General features: G+C 29.7%; 14 protein-coding genes. 3 read left to right on the forward strand and 11 right to left on the reverse strand.

Going from position 1 to position 16,601, the window contains the following annotated elements:
• Positions 1 to 2 precede the first annotated feature (2 nt).
• Positions 3 to 491 carry a YdeI/OmpD-associated family protein gene (locus H9W90_RS07875; RefSeq protein ID WP_187483891.1) on the forward strand — a complete coding sequence of 163 codons (489 nt, stop codon included), beginning with the start codon at positions 3 to 5 and terminating at the stop codon, positions 489 to 491.
• 38 nt (positions 492 to 529) lie between these two features.
• Here H9W90_RS07875 and H9W90_RS07880 read toward each other — a convergent pair whose 3' ends face one another.
• Together H9W90_RS07880 and H9W90_RS07885 are read right to left on the reverse strand one after the other, a co-directional pair.
• Positions 530 to 1,996, reverse strand: a complete 1,467-nt coding sequence (locus tag H9W90_RS07880) for a MoxR family ATPase (RefSeq protein WP_187483892.1) — start codon at positions 1,994 to 1,996, stop codon at positions 530 to 532.
• A 135-nt stretch (positions 1,997 to 2,131) separates the two neighbouring features.
• Positions 2,132 to 3,256: a vWA domain-containing protein gene (locus H9W90_RS07885; RefSeq protein WP_088354646.1), complete on the reverse strand. Its 1,125-nt coding sequence runs from the start codon at positions 3,254 to 3,256 to the stop codon at positions 2,132 to 2,134.
• A 225-nt stretch (positions 3,257 to 3,481) separates the two neighbouring features.
• Between H9W90_RS07885 and H9W90_RS07890 the strand changes: the two genes are divergently transcribed.
• Complete coding sequence (locus H9W90_RS07890; RefSeq protein ID WP_187483893.1) at positions 3,482 to 6,100, forward strand: zinc-dependent metalloprotease; 2,619 nt, start codon at positions 3,482 to 3,484, stop codon at positions 6,098 to 6,100.
• 63 nt (positions 6,101 to 6,163) lie between these two features.
• Positions 6,164 to 7,042, forward strand: a complete 879-nt coding sequence (locus H9W90_RS07895) for a TIGR01777 family oxidoreductase (protein ID WP_187483894.1) — start codon at positions 6,164 to 6,166, stop codon at positions 7,040 to 7,042.
• Here the strand turns inward: H9W90_RS07895 and H9W90_RS07900 are convergent.
• From H9W90_RS07900 to ftsH, 9 genes are all read right to left on the reverse strand, one after another.
• Positions 7,035 to 7,508: a hypothetical protein gene (locus tag H9W90_RS07900; protein WP_187483895.1), complete on the reverse strand. Its 474-nt coding sequence runs from the start codon at positions 7,506 to 7,508 to the stop codon at positions 7,035 to 7,037. The genes H9W90_RS07895 and H9W90_RS07900 overlap by 8 nt on opposite strands.
• A gap of 54 nt (positions 7,509 to 7,562) precedes the next feature.
• On the reverse strand, positions 7,563 to 7,733 hold the full coding sequence (locus H9W90_RS07905; protein WP_187481092.1) for a hypothetical protein: 171 nt from the start codon (positions 7,731 to 7,733) through the stop codon (positions 7,563 to 7,565).
• An 18-nt stretch (positions 7,734 to 7,751) separates the two neighbouring features.
• Positions 7,752 to 11,519 carry a T9SS type A sorting domain-containing protein gene (locus H9W90_RS07910; RefSeq protein WP_187481093.1) on the reverse strand — a complete coding sequence of 1,256 codons (3,768 nt, stop codon included), beginning with the start codon at positions 11,517 to 11,519 and terminating at the stop codon, positions 7,752 to 7,754.
• A 114-nt stretch (positions 11,520 to 11,633) separates the two neighbouring features.
• On the reverse strand, positions 11,634 to 12,263 hold the full coding sequence (locus tag H9W90_RS07915) for a YceI family protein (RefSeq protein WP_187481094.1): 630 nt from the start codon (positions 12,261 to 12,263) through the stop codon (positions 11,634 to 11,636).
• Between the two features lie 10 nt (positions 12,264 to 12,273).
• The gene (locus H9W90_RS07920; protein ID WP_187481095.1) at positions 12,274 to 12,534 is read right to left on the reverse strand and encodes an acyl-CoA-binding protein; all 261 of its coding nucleotides are present in this window, start codon (positions 12,532 to 12,534) and stop codon (positions 12,274 to 12,276) included.
• Between the two features lie 4 nt (positions 12,535 to 12,538).
• The gene (locus tag H9W90_RS07925) at positions 12,539 to 13,195 is read right to left on the reverse strand and encodes a phosphatidylserine decarboxylase family protein (protein ID WP_187481096.1); all 657 of its coding nucleotides are present in this window, start codon (positions 13,193 to 13,195) and stop codon (positions 12,539 to 12,541) included.
• A 3-nt stretch (positions 13,196 to 13,198) separates the two neighbouring features.
• The gene (locus H9W90_RS07930) at positions 13,199 to 13,993 is read right to left on the reverse strand and encodes a phosphatidate cytidylyltransferase (RefSeq protein ID WP_187481097.1); all 795 of its coding nucleotides are present in this window, start codon (positions 13,991 to 13,993) and stop codon (positions 13,199 to 13,201) included.
• A gap of 1 nt (position 13,994) precedes the next feature.
• Positions 13,995 to 14,579: an LUD domain-containing protein gene (locus H9W90_RS07935; protein WP_187481098.1), complete on the reverse strand. Its 585-nt coding sequence runs from the start codon at positions 14,577 to 14,579 to the stop codon at positions 13,995 to 13,997.
• 21 nt (positions 14,580 to 14,600) lie between these two features.
• Complete coding sequence (gene ftsH, locus H9W90_RS07940; RefSeq protein ID WP_187481099.1) at positions 14,601 to 16,580, reverse strand: ATP-dependent zinc metalloprotease FtsH; 1,980 nt, start codon at positions 16,578 to 16,580, stop codon at positions 14,601 to 14,603.
• Positions 16,581 to 16,601: the final 21 nt, after the last annotated feature.

Below are 16,601 nucleotides of genomic sequence, written 5' to 3' on the forward strand. Positions count from 1 at the left end.
ATATGAAAACAGAAAAACTAAAATTGACTCACATAAATAATCACAATATATTTATTCCTAATTCGGTTTATAAACCTTTTGCAGATAAAAAAATGAATCGTGTAAAAGTGGAGCTCAATTTCAATAATATGAAGCTTGATTTTTACGCAGCAATTAAAAAAGACAAAATTTCTGGAGATTTTAAAATGATGATTTCTAAACAAAAACAAAAAGAATTGGGTTTGTCTTTAGGGGATGAATTTGAAATACAACTTTTTGAAGATACTTCTAAATATGGTGTGGAGATGCCAGAAGAATTAGAAGCAGTTTTAATGAGCGATTATGATGCTTATAAAATTTTTGAAAGCTTTACAGCAGGAAAAAAACGAAGTATTATTTATGGTGTTATTCGTTATAAAACCAGCCAACAAAAAATTGACAAAGCTTTGATTATGTGTGAGAATTTAAAACGTGGTAATCATGAACCTATTAAAATGTTTAAGTTAGAATAAAACAAAAAAGAAGCGATTTCTCGCTTCTTTTAATATTTCTATAATCCACTTATAAAACTTCCATAAGGATCTTTAAACTGTGTACCTTCTGTAAATCTGTGTTTGCTTAATTTTTTAAATTCAACCAAAGCCCATAAAACAAATTCTTTCATAAAATAAGTGTCAGCTTCATTCATATTTGGTTGCTGTTCTTTTATAAAATCATCTAAAGGTTTTATTTTATCTAACTCATTTTTATATTGTTGTTCTGTATATTCATCTAACAATTCAAAATCATCTTTAGCATTAAAAAACCAAGAAATTATATTATCATAAGGTGTTTCTGCATCTTGTTTTTCTAATTTTTTAATTTCAGGAAAATAAGCAGGAAATAATGTTTTAATCGCATTTTTAATTAATGTTTCTGCAACAACATGTGCACCTTCTTGTTCACCTTCATAAACCAATTCTACCTTTCCTGTAATTGCAGGAATAATTCCATCGAAATCGCTTAAACGAATCATCGTTTGTTCATCACCAGAAATTAGTGCGCGTCTTTCTGCAGTACTTAAAAGGTTTTCAAAAGCAGAAATACTCAAACGTGCACTTACGCCACTTTTAGCATCTATATATTCGCTTTCTCTTGCTTCAAAAACAATTTGTTCTAATAAGTCTTTTGCCAATTCAGGCACTTCTATAAATTCTTTTTGTGAACTTGCTTTATTCGCTTCTTGCTGTGTAATTACTTTTGCTACTTCTATGTTTTCTGGATAATGAGTTAAAATCTGCGAACCAATTCTATCTTTTAGTGGAGTTACAATGCTTCCTCTATTGGTGTAATCTTCAGGATTTGCTGTAAATACAAATTGCATATCTAATGGCAAACGCAATTTAAAACCTCTAATTTGAATATCGCCTTCTTGTAAAATATTAAAAAGCGCTACTTGAATTCTAGCTTGTAAATCTGGTAATTCATTAATTACAAAAATGCATCTGTTTGCACGTGGAATCATTCCATAATGTATCACTCTATCATCAGCATAACTCAATTTTAGGTTTGCTGCTTTTATTGGATCTACATCACCAATAATATCTGCAACAGTAACATCTGGTGTTGCTAATTTTTCAGCAAAACGTTCGTTTCTGTGTAACCAAAAAATAGGCGTTTCATCTCCTTTTTCTTTAATAGTTTCAATCGCAAATCTCGAAATAGGATTCAGTGGATCGTCATTAATTTCTGAACCTTCCACAACTGGAATAAATTCATCCAATAAATCGACCATTAATCTTGCCAAACGTGTTTTAGCTTGTCCTCTTAAACCTAATAAATTAATATTATGTTTGCTTAATATTGCACGTTCTAATTCAGGAATTACGGTATTTTCATAACCATGCACTCCTTTAAAGACAGTTTCTTTATTCATTATTTTACTAATGAGGTTTTCTCGTAATTCGTCTTTAATGGATTTTGATTTATATCCTGATTTTTTTAATTCTCCTAATGTTTTTATGTTTTCTAAATTCATAAGCCTATCCTTAATCCTTTCCGAAGGAAAGGAAATACTGTTGTGTTTATCTGTGTGTGTGTTATTTATAATTTTCTTTTTTCCCTCAAACTTGCTAAAAGTCTTCCCTTTGGGAAGATTTAGATGGGCTATTTATTATCCTTTAATTCTCTTTTTTCGATTCGTTTCATAATCTTCAAAAATCATTTCTCCCAAACCTTTTAAGCCTGTATAAAATGCTTTCCCTTGATTAGCTTGCGTAAATGCTCTTACAAATTGCATTAAATATGGATCTTGAGCAATCATAAAAGTGGTAATTGGAATGTGTAATTTTCTGGCTTGTTGTGCCATTGCATAACATTTGTTTACAATATGGGTATCTAAACCATTACTGTTTTTATAATATTGTCCATCAGGCAAACGTAAACAACTTGGTTTTCCATCTGTAATCATAAAAATCTGTTTGTTGGTATTTCGTTTTCTTCGCAATAAATCCATCGCTAAATTTAAACCAGCAACAGTATTTGTGTGATAAGGCCCAACTTGCAAATAAGGTAAATCTTTAATTTTGATAGACCAAGCATCGTTTCCAAAAACAATAATATCTAACGTGTCTTTTGGATAACGAGTTGTAATTAATTCCGCCAAAGCCATTGCAACTTTTTTGGCAGGCGTAATTCTGTCTTCTCCATACAAAATCATTGAATGACTAATATCAATCATTAATACAGTACTCATTTGGCTTTTATGAAGCGTTTCTTCAACCACCAAATCGTTTTCTGTTAGGTGAAAGTTGTCTATTCCGTTATTTATTTGAGCATTTCTAATGCTTTCTGTGATGGATACTTTGTCTAAAGCATCACCAAATTGATAATTTCTAAAATCTCCAGTATGTTCATCTCCAATTCCTGGAGACTTACTTTTATGATTTCCTGCACCACTTCTTTTTATCTTTCCAAAAATATGGTTTAACGCTTGTTGTCTAATCGCACGTTCTGTTTTCGGAGTAATTTTTGTTCCTCCTGTTCCATCACCATTAATTTCTTCTTTTATGTAGCCTTTCTTTTTTAAATCTTCAATAAAATCGTCAATGGTATAATTTTCGTCTGTTAATTTATATTCTTTATCCAAAGAACGCAACCAATCTATGGCTTCATCAAAATCTCCAGAAGTATGTGTTATGAGTTCTTTAAAAATTTCAAAAAGCATTTCAAACGGAGATTGGTTCTCTGCTTCGTATGTTTTAAAGACAAATCCTTTTCTGTTTTCTTTATTTTTCATCACTATAAAAATACGGCTTTCTAATAGCTTTATTTACAGATTAACATTTGTTTAGCATATCTTATTATTGAATTCTTTTATGACAAATAAAAAAAATCAAATTAAAATGTAACTAATTTAAAAAAACAGCGTCTTTTAGTTATAAAATTCATTTTATCATAAAATTAACATTCAATTATTATTTAAAATTTAATTTAACACTTTATTAATCAACTCAATAATCACATGAAAACAACCAACTCAAGGTCATTTAAAATCATTTGTTCTTTGTTCTTAACCCTAACAATTTTAGGTGTGCAAGATTCAAATGCCCAATTTTGGAAAAAGAAAAAAGACAAAAAAGAGACTGTTAAAAAAACACCTCCTAAAAAGAAAGGAAAATCTATTAAAGATTTAACAAAGAGTAGTAAAAAAATAGAGGGCTTATTTACTATTTTTCAAGACACAATTACAGGTTCTGTAAAATTATTAGTAAAAAAAGACCAATTAAATAAAGATTTTATCTACTTCTCTCAAATTGCAGACGGAGTTGTAGAAGCAGGTCAATTTAGAGGTGCTTACCAAGGCTCTACTGTTTTTAATTTGAAAAAATTTTTTAACAGATTAGAATTTATTGCACCTAATACTGCTTTCTATTTTGATAAAAACAATGCAATTTCTAAATCCTCTGAAGCAAATATTAGTGATGCAGTTGTTGCCGCTGGTAAAATTTTAGCAGAAGATGAAAAAACCGGAGAATTTTTAATTGATGCAGATGGATTATTTCTATCAGAAACTTTTACGAGAGTTAAAAGACCAAGATTTCCAGGAAGTTCTCCTTTAGCTTTTAGTTTAGGAAGATTTGACAAAGGAAAGTCTAAAGTAGAAGAAATTAAAAATTATCCAGAGAACACAAACGTTAAAACTGAATATGTTTACAATAACCCTTCTGTTTTAAACGGCGGAAGCGCAGCAGTTACTGATGGTAGAAATGTTTCTATTAAGGTTTTTCATACATTTATGAATATGCCAGAAAGCGATTATGAAACAAGATTAGATGATGCAAGAGTAGGTTATTTCTTAACAGAAACAAATGATATGACATCTACAGATGTTGTAAATTATAGAGATTTTATTCACAGATGGAAATTAGTGAAAAAAGATCCTAATGCAACAATTTCTGAACCAGTTACACCAATTACTTGGTGGATAGAGAATACAACGCCAAAAGAATTTATAGAAACTATTAAAGAAGGTGTGTTAGCTTGGAATGAAGCTTTTGAGAAAGCAGGTTTTAACAATGCAATGGTTGTTAAAGTACAACCAGATGACGCAGATTGGGATGCTGGTGATGTTCGTTACAATGTTTTACGTTGGACATCTTCTCCTAATCCTCCTTTTGGTGGTTATGGGCCAAGTTTTGTAAACCCAAGAACTGGAGAAATTTTAGGAGCAGATATTATGTTAGAATATGTGCATTTTACAAACAGAGTTTATTATGATAGAGTTTTTAACAATGCTGCAGCCTTAAACTTTACTGCGGAAACTGAAGAAGAAGAAAAAGCAAAATTCTTTCAAAATAAAAACAATCATTTATTCTGTTCTAAAGGGCATTTAATGCATGAAAACACATTGTTCGGTCAAACGGTTTTAGCTGCAGCTGGAGCTTCTGATTTAGAAATGAAAGGAATGAAAGAACAAGGAATGAAATCTTTAATTATGCACGAAGTTGGGCATACTTTAGGATTGAATCACAATATGAAAGCAAGTCAGTTATTTTCTCCAGAACAATTAGCAGATGCAAATTTCATTAAAGGAAAAGCGTTAACTGGTTCAGTGATGGATTATGCAGGAATCAACTTAACAAAAGACAGAAGCAAACAAGGGCAATATTACGATATGGCTGTTGGACCTTATGATGTTTGGGCTATTCAATTTGGTTACACACCTTTTAAATCAGATTCTGAAAGAGAAGCTTTATTAGCAAGATCTACAGAACCTGCATTAATTTTTGGAAATGATGCTGATGATATGCGTTCACCTGGAAAAGCAATTGACCCAAGAGTTATGATTGGCGATTTATCTAACGACCAAATTAGATATTCTATTGACAGAATTGAATTATCTAATTCAATGATGAAAGATATTAAAACTCGTTTTGGAACTTCTGGTGAATCTTACATGCAATTAAGACAAGCTTACTATATTTTAAGTGGACAATCTGCAACTGCTGCTGGTGTTATATCAAGATTTATTGGTGGTGTTTATGTTGATAGAACTAAACCTGGGCAAGATGCATCTGTTAAACCTTACACTCCAGTAAGTTTAGAAGACCAAAAAAGAGCAATGAATGCTTTAGAAAAATATGTTTTTGCTCCAGATGCATTTAATGCACCAGCAGACGTATATAACTATTTAGCAAGACAAAGAAGAGGCTATAATTTCTTTAGTGGGACAGAAGACCCAAAAATTCATGAGCAAGTTTTAAGTTATCAAACTAGAATTTTAGCACATATTATGCACCCGAATACATTGCAAAGAATTTCAAATTCAGAATTGTATGGAAACGAATATAAATTATCTACTTATATGACAGATTTAAACAATGCAATGTTTAAACAAGATATTAGAGGAAGCGTTAATTCTTTCCGTCAGAATTTACAAGCTGCCTATACTAAAGGATTGATTAATATAATTACAGGAAAATCTAGTAGTAGATATCCTGTTGCAGCTAAATCAATGGCAATTTACAATCTTAAAAACATTAAAACTTGGGTTAGTAATAATACGGGTGATATTGCTACTAAAGCACATAAAAATCACTTAAAAACATTAATAACCAATACTATGACAGAAATTAAATAACCTTATAAAGATTATTTATAAAAACCGCAATCTTTTAGATTGCGGTTTTTTTATCTTTACAATATGGCAAACATATTAATTACAGGTGGTACAGGATTAGTAGGTACAAGACTTACTGAATTATTAGTTAAAAAAAATCATGAAGTAAGAATTTTAAGCAGAAATCCTTCTGCTAAAAATGAGTATAAATGGGATATTTCTAAAGATTTTATTGATGAAAAAGTATTAGAAAATTTAGACTATATAATTCATTTAGCTGGTGCTGGAATTGCTGATGAACGTTGGACTGATAAAAGAAAACAAGTAATTATTGATAGCCGTGTTGAAACAGCAAATTTAATTTTTGATAAAATAAAGGCTCAAAAAATAGAATTAAAAGGATTTATTTCTGCTTCCGGAAGTAATTTTTATGGAGCTAAAACCACAGATAAAATCTACGAAGAAAAAGACAAAGCAGGAAACGATTTTTTAGGTGAAGTATGTGTAAAATGGGAAGCTGCAGCAACACAATTTAAAGCTTTAGAAATTCCTGTTACCATTTTAAGAACAGGTATTGTTTTAGCTGAAAAAGGCGGTGCTTTAGAGAAAATGAAAACACCTGTTGTTTCTCCTCTTGGATCTGGAGACCAATATCTCTCTTGGATTCATATTGATGATTTATGTGAAATGTATATTTATTCCATTGAAAATAATTTATCTGGTACATACAATGCAGTTGCTCCTGAATATCACACTAGTAAATCATTCTCTAAAGAATTAGCTAAAAATATAAACCGTCCTTTTTTACCAATTGGAGTTCCTTCTTTTATTTTAAAAATGGTTTTTGGAGAATTAGCAGTTATTCTTTTGGAAGGCAGTAGGCTTTCATCAAAAAAAATCGAAAAGAATGGATATTCTTTCCGATTTTCGACTCTAGATATAGCGCTAAAATCTGTTAGTTAGCCGCTATAACGCTCTCCCCGTCTCTGTCCACTTCTTTCATTTTACCTAACCAAGTTCTACCACCTAATGTAGACTTGTAGTATACGTTTCTACCTCTAATTTTAGTAATTTCCATTTTTAAATGAGTGCCTGTTTTAAAAGGAAAATTTGGTAAATTAATTTCTTTTAATGTTATTAAACATTCTCTTCTAGAAATCCATTTAATAGAAGATTTTATATAATTTTTATTGTTGTTATAGTATTCTATATGTTCTTTTCCATTAAAAATAACAAGTACTTGTCCGCCTTTATATTCATAAGTAAATGTTTTGTTGTCTATAATTGGAGCATCTTTATATTCTGCAATATTTTCTGCAATTAAAGATTTTGAGTACACACCCAATGTCATAAGTCTATCTTGGGCGTTTGTTGCAATTGTAAAAGTTAAAATGAACGCAAATAATAATTGATTTTTAATAGTTTTCATTGTATTTAGTTTAGGGGTTAAAAAAATATTAAGTAATAAAAGTTTAATTTCAATTTAAAAGAAACCTGTTCCTGGATCTTCTGGTGAAGCGGCTTGGGCTTTTTCTGGACTTAAAATGATATAAGTGCCTAATGCAGTTAAAGCTGCAAATTTACCGTAATTGCCAATTTTTTGTATTGCTTCTTTTCTAGTAATTTCTTTACTAGTTTGTTTTTGTAAATTCATTATTATTAAAGTTAGGGGTTACTCTAAAATTATTTTTTTATTTATTTTTTTTGAATTAGATTCTAGTTGAATAAAATAGATTCCTGATGTTAATTTTGGAAGTATAATTTCTTTAGAAAGTTGATTAGAAAAGTTAGTATTAAATACTTCTTTTCCTATTGTATTGTATACTTTCACTTTAGATTTTCCTTGTTCTAAACCATTAATTGTTAGAATTCTTTTACCTGTTTTAAAAATTTGTATATTCTCTTTAACAATATCATTTGTAATAGATAAAGTTTCTGTTGTTGTATGAATATAAAATCTACCTCCACTATTTAAGTCTGATGATAATTCAACTTTATATGAAGCATTAGTTTCATCTATTCTAGTAAATGTGTTTAACTCTTTGTCTTCAATATACACCTTCAATCCATTAGGAATATTTAAAATATCTGCCGAAAATGTAATTTCAGAATTTGCTATTGCATTAATTCCTACAGGAACTATCATTGAGTTAAAATCTGAATCTGGTAAAGCTTGTAAAGCATATTTTGTTCCATCATTTTCTGCTACTAAATGCGTATACAAAGCAAATGAGGTAGAACTGCCGCTAAACAAACCTGCATCATAACCGTCATCTAAACCTGTAGTTGTTCCGTTTATATATTTTATATCTGTATTTTTTTCTAAAGTTCCGTTATTCATTTTAAGCTTTATTTCAAACCTTTCAGATTCTCCTCTCATGAATAAATTTTCAGATTTATGGTTCTGCATATTCTCGTTCATCTTAATTATACCATCAGAACTTACGCGAACAAAATAACCTTGACCAGGTGAAATATATTTTGCGTCTGAAGCATTATTAAATGGTTTATAAGTAGCAGAAGCAGTATCCCAAAAATAAATTGCTTTAAAACCAGATTGTAATACATTAAAATTAATATCAATAATATTATTTACTGAATTTGCGGGATCATTTAAGTTTAGAAATGAAGGAAATGGATTTCCTATTAAATTCCAACCATTTGTTCCTACTTTCACCTCTTTTTCAACATCATCTGTTTTTAAATCTCCTGTAAATGTTATGTTTCCTGCAGAAGAAATACGAATAGAATGTCCTTTACCAATTGTAAAATTACCAGAAGTTGTAGTTCCATTTTGGTAATAATCCCAACCTGGTGTAACATTATTATAAGAACTTAAACTTCTATTATTTCCAGAACCAGCAAGCAATGGTGTTGCATTTGCAAAAAGATCTATATCTTGATTTTCTACCGGGCTAGAAATTAAATACCAACTTGTGTTATCTTTAATATACCTATCGTAAGAAATATTTCCTGTTACTGTTCCATTAACAATTAATGATCCACTACTTGTTGCATTAGACTTAATTTTGGTAGTACCGGTTGTTGTTAAGTTTTCAGTAACTGTAATAGATTTACCTGCATTAATATTAAGAACTCCAGCAACAGAAATATTATTTACAAATACATTTTCTAGGTTTAAGTTTGCTGTTTTACCCACAGGTATAGAAACTATATCAATAGTAATTGGTAATCTTGTTAAGCTCCAATTATTAGAATCTGACCAATTTCCAGAATTTGCTATAAACTCATTTGTTACTGCTGCGTCATTAATAGTAATTTGAAATTCTTTTTTATAATACTCACCAACATTTGGTGCAGTATAAGAAACCATATAAGTTCCTTGTGTAGATGCAGAAAGATCAATCTTACCAGTAGAACTATTTATTGATAAACCAGAAGTACTAGAAAAAGTTCCACCAGAAATTCCATTAATTGTAGGAGTTGGATCTAAACCATGAATAGAATATGAATTTTCAGTAAAAGTAAAATTAGAGAAATCATTATAATGTACGTCTATAAATTTTTCAATTACTTTTGCATAATCTCTAGAAAAATAAGGTATTGTTGGGCTATTTCCATCAGAAACACCGTAAGTTGAAGAATATACACTACCTAAATCTCTTACTCTTCTGTTAACTTCTGTCATTATTCCGTCTATGGTTCCTCCACCACCTTTTACAGTTCCACCACCTTGTACAACAGAATTATTAGTAGAAGTATCTCCAGAACCATGTCTAATATTACTGTAATAATCTCCAGCAAAATAAGAATTGCTTCCAGGGTTTGTATCATCACAAGAACCTTGATTTCCGTTTCCAATATTACTTGGTACAGTTCTATAACCCTCAGTTCTAGAACAACCTGCATAACCTAAATTAGCATATTGTATACCTCCAGTAACTTGCATGATTCCTCCAAAACTATTTTCACCTCTAATTAAATCTTCAAAAGTTGAATTGCTTATGTTATTTTCAATAAGATTTTTAATAGTTACTCTTGCTAACTCTGTTGTATTTGTTGAAGTATTATTTAAATCTTCATCAAAAGAACTACTAGGTAAATTATAACCTGCCTCAATTCTAGGTATTGAATGACTTTGACCATGCAAATCTATATACAAACCTTTACCAAATTTGTTATTAATATCTGTACTTGCTTGGTCTATAAAACCATGAAAAGCATCAAAATATATTTTGGCTGTAGAATTACCACAAGTAGCTACACTTTCATTTCTATTAGGATCTAATTTCCTTCTATGCAATCTATTAACAATAATATATGGATATGCCCCAAATTGATCGAAACATTTTTTCTGAATTTCTTTAATTAAAACATCCGTATTATCATCCATTTCATTGGTTCCACAACTTCTTGTTGGTAATTCTGAAGGTTGTAGTCTTCCTCCATGAGGTGCAGAAATAATAATTGGCATTGTACCAGGAATGTATTCAATATATTTTTTACTACTATTTTGATATTGTGATACTCCAGGAAAAGCTTCATTTATAATTGTTACAGAATCTGTTATTGTTATTGGGCAACTTCCATTAGTTGTGTATGTAACAGTATATGTACCTTCTGTAGAATCAGAAACATCTATAACACCTGTAGAAGAATTAATATCTAAACCAGAAGTAGAACTGTAAGTACCACTTTGGCCTGTTGTTGTTGGTAATAAATCTAAATCATTTTTATTTACTCTTGATGTTGGATATGAGAAAGTTGCAACATCTTCACTTGTAATTGATATATTTTTTGTTGAACTATTTTGATCAGGATTTGTTGTTGTATATGTAACTACATAATTACCAATTGTAGAAGCAGCAATGTTTATTTGCCCTGAAGAACTATTTAAACTTAACCCAGAAGTTGAAGAGAATGTTCCTCCATTTTCGCCTGTAATTGTTGGTGTCGGATTTGAATCTGCACCACAATAACTATTTTTGGAGTAACTAAAGCTAGCATCATCTAAAACAATAGTTTTGTTTACAGCAAAATATTCCGTTTGTGTAATTTCTGAATTTGTTGCACTTGTAGAAAAATTACCGTCAAAAGTAAAAGAATTAGCAACGCCATCTATAGTTATAGACATGTTACCATTACTATTCCAACCATCTCCATATCTATCGTACAAAATTACGTAATAGCCAGATTCTGCTGGTATATTATCATTTACAGATATATTTAATGGTGTTGATGGTAATATAGCGTCATAAACATCACTAGATGATCCTGCTGAATAACCATTTGGGTGTACAATAGTAAGAAGTTTTATATCTGTAGGAGAATATAACTCAATTTTATTCTCTGTAGACCATTGGTTCCAATCTACAATTATTGATACGTCTACATTTTGTGAAAAGAATGTTAATGATTTTGAAAAAATAATTAAGACAATTAAACGTCTTAAAAAATTAGGGGAAATTTTTTTAGTCATTAGTTAGGGGGATAAAAAGGGCAATCGTTAATTAAATTCTAATATAATTTAAAGTGTTTTGTTAATAATAATTTTTCAAATATAGCATTTTTTTACAAATAGCCTAAAAAAAACTTAAAAAGTTGATGAAATATTCAAAGCAACATCATTCCAAGTTCTAGAAATTCCATCAGAACCTGTGTGCAAAGCTTCACAAATTTTATTTAAAGAAGCTAATGCTGCAGCAGCATTCCATTTATTTACGTCCATTGTTGCTTCCATAGAAAATGTTTTATCTTTTATAGTGTAAGTAAATGGAACTTTTTCTGAAACACCATTCATTATAATTGTAGCTGAACCAATAGAATCGTTTTCTATCAATAATTTTCCAGAAAGTAATTTTGTTTTATCCATAACTCCAAAGAAAAACTTTTGAATCTTATAATCTCTACTAGAATCTTTTGTAAAAATACTACTTACAGGAATTGAAAACTCTGTATTATTAATAGCTTCTTTAATAGAATTTCCTTCACCTCCAGACAATATATTTACTTCTTTAAATTGACCACCTACTGCAACTTTATCTGTAGTTTTATATGCTGTAAAATTAACTTCGTTGGTTGCTTTTTTTAATGAAAAAGTAGCATTACTCTTTTTAGTTACTGTAGTAACTTCATTTGTATTCTCTTTTTTTGATTCAGATTTACATGCTGTAAAATTAAATACCAACATTGCTACAAATAATACTGTATATGTTTTTTTCATGATTTAGTTTTTATGATTTTAAAATTGTTTTTGCTAATGCTATATATTCTTTTTTTGCTTCGTCTGATGACATTCCGTTTAATTGCACCCAAGCATTAAATTTAAAAGCACTTCTTACGTTTAATCCGTTATTTGCAGAGAACTTATTACCATAATTTGCTTGTTTATAAAAAGCATAAAATTTAAGCATTACATCTGGTGCAACTCCTTTTTTAAGCGCAGAAATCTTCTCGAAGGCTTTTTTAAACTCTATGTCTAAGTCACTATCCATTGTATTACTTTTCAGCTATCACTTGAACTCCTCCATTAACTTTATCACCAAGTTTTACATTTAGTTTAGTACCAATTGGTAAAAATAAATCTACCCTAGAACCAAATTTTATAAAACCTGCATCTGTTCCTTGCACAACTTTATCTCCTTCTTTAGCATAATTTACAATTCTTTTTGCTAAAGCTCCAGCAATTTGTCTGTATAAAACTTCGCCTAAAGTTTTGTTTTCTAAAACTACGGTTGTTCTTTCGTTTTCTGTAGATGCCTTCGGATGCCAAGCAACCAAATATTTCCCTGGATGATATTTGCTATATTTTACAACACCACTCATTGCGTATCTTGTAACGTGAACATTTATTGGTGACATAAAAATTGATACTTGTAACCTTTTATCTTTAAAATATTCTGGTTCTTCTACTTCTTCAATTACAACAACTTTTCCATCTACTGGTGCTATGATTGTATCATCTCCTAAAACAGTTAACCTTTTAGGGTTTCTAAAAAATTGAAGAATAATTATTAAAAAAGCTATAATTATAATTTGAATTGTTATTACCAACCAACTAGTTTCAATAAATTTTTCTACCAATAAAATTCCTGCAATTGATAATACAAAAGCAATAATAATAATTCTATACCCTTCTTTGTGAAAACGAATCATACTTTAAATAATAAAATTTATATACAAATATACAAACGGAGCAGCAAACAACAAACTATCTAGTCTGTCTAAAATCCCTCCATGACCGGGCATAATTGTCCCGCTATCTTTTATATTAGCTTGTCTTTTAAATTTAGATTCTACCAAATCACCAATGGTACCTATTACAGAAACAATTACCGCAATAACAATCCAATTTATAAGTGTAAAATCTGTGTTGTATTTACTAATTAACAATGCTGCTAATAATGCAAAAACAATACCTCCAATAAATCCTTCAATTGTTTTTTTAGGCGATACTGTTACAAATAATTTTCTCCTTCCTATATTTTTACCAACTAGAAAAGCAAAACTATCGTTTACCCAAATTAAAACTAAAATACAAATCATTAAATACGGGTTGTACTCTCCTTTATACAAAGGTAAAAGCACTAAAAAACTCATAGAAAAAATAAGATATCTAATTGTTAACCCTAATTTTGATCTATCATTAGAAAATAAAATCTCTTTTTTGGAAAATAATTGATAAATTAAGTAAAGAGAAGATAAAATAGTAATTATTAAAACACCTGTTATAGCATAACTATCTGGTCTTTTCATCATTAAAAACAATGCTAATGCAAAGAAAACATATGTTACTAGACTCTTAAAACTTATCATTTTAGAGAATTCCCAAATACAAAGAAGCCCAAATAAAGAGGTTAAAACAACGTACGATTCTTTAGAAAAAAGAATTGCAGAAACAAAAATAAGGACATAAATAATCCCAGAAAAACTCCTTCTTAAAAGGTTACCCATATTATAAATCTTCTAATAGGAGCAAATATAAGTTTTTTGAGTTATTGTTACCGTAGTTTAAAAAATTATCATCATTATTATTGACATTATAATTTTTTACTGAAGAAATATTGGTTGGTAAATTTTCTTTTCTGTTGATTTTAATTCCGGTTAAACCTTCACCAGTATCTTTAACTAACTGACTTGTAGTCGCGTAAACAATAAAGTTCTCTGAAAGCTCAAAAAGCTTTGTACTCTTTAATTGGTTAGATGAAAATAAAATATCTCCACTGTCTGCAATTAAATGTTCGCAAGTTGTAAAAACTGGGGCTTCAGATTTAAAATTCTTTGTTGTTTTTGCCTCTTTTTTGTTTAAAAAAGAAGACAATTTATCATCTAATAACAGAATTTCTTCCCAATTATTTTCTTTAAGAATATTTTTTAGATTGAATGTTACTTCTTCCTTTTTAAGACAATACAGGAACTTGCCTCCTTTTTCAAGGAACTTATGCACAAACAAGTCGTCTAAAGATAATTCGACTTCTTGTTTTTGAATCTCTGTATCTTCCTTTATTGGAATGTTGAATAGTTTTTTAAAAAAATTCATTTTTAAATTAAAGATGTTTTATTATTCTTCAGTTTTATTAATAACTGGGGGAACTTTTACTTCTTCTTCAATTATTCTTTCAATTTTTTCTTCTACTTCTTCAAAAGGTCTTTTTCCAAATATTTTTTGTAAATCGTCCTTAAAAATAACTTCTTTTTCTAATAATAGTTCTGCTAAAATAGTAAGTTTTTCTTTATTATTTTCTAATAATTCAATTGCTCTTTCATATTGAGCTTCTATCATTTTAGAAATTTCTGTATCTATTTTTTTGGCAGTGTCATCACTGTATGGTTTTACAAAAGAATCGTTTCCAGATGAATCGTAATAAGTAATATTACCAACCTTATCATTCAAACCATATACTGTAACCATTGCTCTTGCTTGCTTGGTAACCTTTTCTAAATCGCTTAATGCTCCTGTAGAAATTTTATTAAAGATAATTTTTTCTGCTGCCCTACCTCCCATTGTAGCACACATTTCATCTAACATTTGTTCGGTTTGAACAATCATTCTTTCTGCCGGTAAATACCAAGCAGCTCCTAAAGATTGTCCTCTAGGTACAATGGTTACTTTAACTAAAGGTGCAGCGTGTTCTAACATCCAACTTACTGTTGCATGACCAGCTTCATGAAAAGCAATAACTTTCTTTTCTTTTGGTGTAATTACTTTATTCTTCTTTTCTAAACCTCCAACAATTCTATCTACAGCATCTAAAAAGTCTTGGTGATGAATTGCTTTTTTACCGGTTCTTGCAGCAATTAAAGCAGCTTCATTACACATATTTGCAATATCTGCCCCAGAAAAACCTGGAGTTTGTTGTGCTAAAAACTCTATATTAACATCGTCTGCTAATTTTAAAGGTTTAATATGTACTTCAAAAATTTCTTTTCTTTCATTAATGTTAGGTAAGTCTACATAAATCTGTCTGTCAAAACGTCCTGCACGCATTAATGCACTATCTAAAACATCTGCTCTATTGGTTGCTGCCAATACAATTACATTGGTATCTGTACCAAAACCATCCATTTCTGTTAGTAATTGATTCAGTGTGTTTTCTCTTTCATCATTTCCACCTGTCATACTATTTTTACCACGAGCTCTACCAATGGCATCAATTTCATCAATAAAAATAATAGATGGTGATTTTTGTGCAGCTTGTTTAAATAAATCTCTAACACGAGAAGCACCTACACCAACAAACATTTCCACAAAATCTGAACCAGATAATGAGAAAAAAGGTACTTCTGCTTCACCTGCAACAGCTTTTGCTAATAAAGTTTTACCTGTTCCTGGAGGACCAACTAACAATGCTCCTTTTGGAATTTTACCTCCTAAAGAAGTATATTTTTCTGGATTTTTAAGAAAATCTACTATTTCTTGAACTTCCTCTTTTGCGCCTTCTAAACCAGCCACATTTTCGAAAGTTGTTTTTACTTTTGTGTCTTTATCAAATAATTTAGCTTTCGATTTACCAATATTAAATATTTGACCTCCGCCTCCGGCACCGCTTCCGCCACCAGACATTCTTCGCATAAAAAATAACCAAATAGCAATTAAAATAATAAATGGTAAAAAACCAATGATAGTATCGAACATACTGGTTCTACTTTCATTTTTTAAATCGAAATTTAAGTCTTTTTCATTTCTGATTTTCTCTACATCATTTTCGAAATTTTGTAAATCACCAAAGTTGTATTCATATAAAAAAGTACCTTTTCTATAAAAAGTAGAATTCACTAATTTTTGGTAACGCTCTTTTTTAATTGCTTCTTCTTTAATAAAAATTTGTGCAATATTATTGTTTACCACTACAATTTTAGAGATATCATTATCTTCTAAAACTTCTGTAAATTCGTTTTTTGATATACTTTTTGTAGCTAGATCTCCGCTGTTAAAAAACTGTACGGCTATTAATACTAAAAATATAGCACCATAAATCCAATAAGCATTAAACTTAAATTTAGGCGCATTAGAATCTTTCTCTTTATTTGAATTACTCATGTGTTTTAAAAATCAAAAAGT

This window comes from Polaribacter pectinis, from assembly GCF_014352875.1.
Classification (GTDB): Bacteria; Bacteroidota; Bacteroidia; order Flavobacteriales; family Flavobacteriaceae; genus Polaribacter; species Polaribacter pectinis.

Excerpts from the sequence above, each read along its gene's own strand:
- H9W90_RS07910 (WP_187481093.1), bottom strand. The coding sequence starts at position 11,519 with ATGACTAAAAAAATTTCCCCTAATTTTTTAAGACGTTTAATTGTCTTA.
- H9W90_RS07915 (WP_187481094.1), bottom strand. The coding sequence starts at position 12,263 with ATGAAAAAAACATATACAGTATTATTTGTAGCAATGTTGGTATTTAAT.
- H9W90_RS07930 (WP_187481097.1), bottom strand. The coding sequence starts at position 13,993 with ATGGGTAACCTTTTAAGAAGGAGTTTTTCTGGGATTATTTATGTCCTT.
- H9W90_RS07900 (WP_187483895.1), bottom strand. The coding sequence starts at position 7,508 with ATGAAAACTATTAAAAATCAATTATTATTTGCGTTCATTTTAACTTTT.
- ftsH (WP_187481099.1), bottom strand. The coding sequence starts at position 16,580 with ATGAGTAATTCAAATAAAGAGAAAGATTCTAATGCGCCTAAATTTAAG.
- H9W90_RS07925 (WP_187481096.1), bottom strand. The coding sequence starts at position 13,195 with ATGATTCGTTTTCACAAAGAAGGGTATAGAATTATTATTATTGCTTTT.
- H9W90_RS07885 (WP_088354646.1), bottom strand. The coding sequence starts at position 3,256 with ATGAAAAATAAAGAAAACAGAAAAGGATTTGTCTTTAAAACATACGAA.
- H9W90_RS07880 (WP_187483892.1), bottom strand. The coding sequence starts at position 1,996 with ATGAATTTAGAAAACATAAAAACATTAGGAGAATTAAAAAAATCAGGA.
- H9W90_RS07890 (WP_187483893.1), top strand. The coding sequence starts at position 3,482 with ATGAAAACAACCAACTCAAGGTCATTTAAAATCATTTGTTCTTTGTTC.
- H9W90_RS07935 (WP_187481098.1), bottom strand. The coding sequence starts at position 14,579 with ATGAATTTTTTTAAAAAACTATTCAACATTCCAATAAAGGAAGATACA.
- H9W90_RS07920 (WP_187481095.1), bottom strand. The coding sequence starts at position 12,534 with ATGGATAGTGACTTAGACATAGAGTTTAAAAAAGCCTTCGAGAAGATT.
- H9W90_RS07895 (WP_187483894.1), top strand. The coding sequence starts at position 6,164 with ATGGCAAACATATTAATTACAGGTGGTACAGGATTAGTAGGTACAAGA.
- H9W90_RS07875 (WP_187483891.1), top strand. The coding sequence starts at position 3 with ATGAAAACAGAAAAACTAAAATTGACTCACATAAATAATCACAATATA.
- H9W90_RS07905 (WP_187481092.1), bottom strand. The coding sequence starts at position 7,733 with ATGAATTTACAAAAACAAACTAGTAAAGAAATTACTAGAAAAGAAGCA.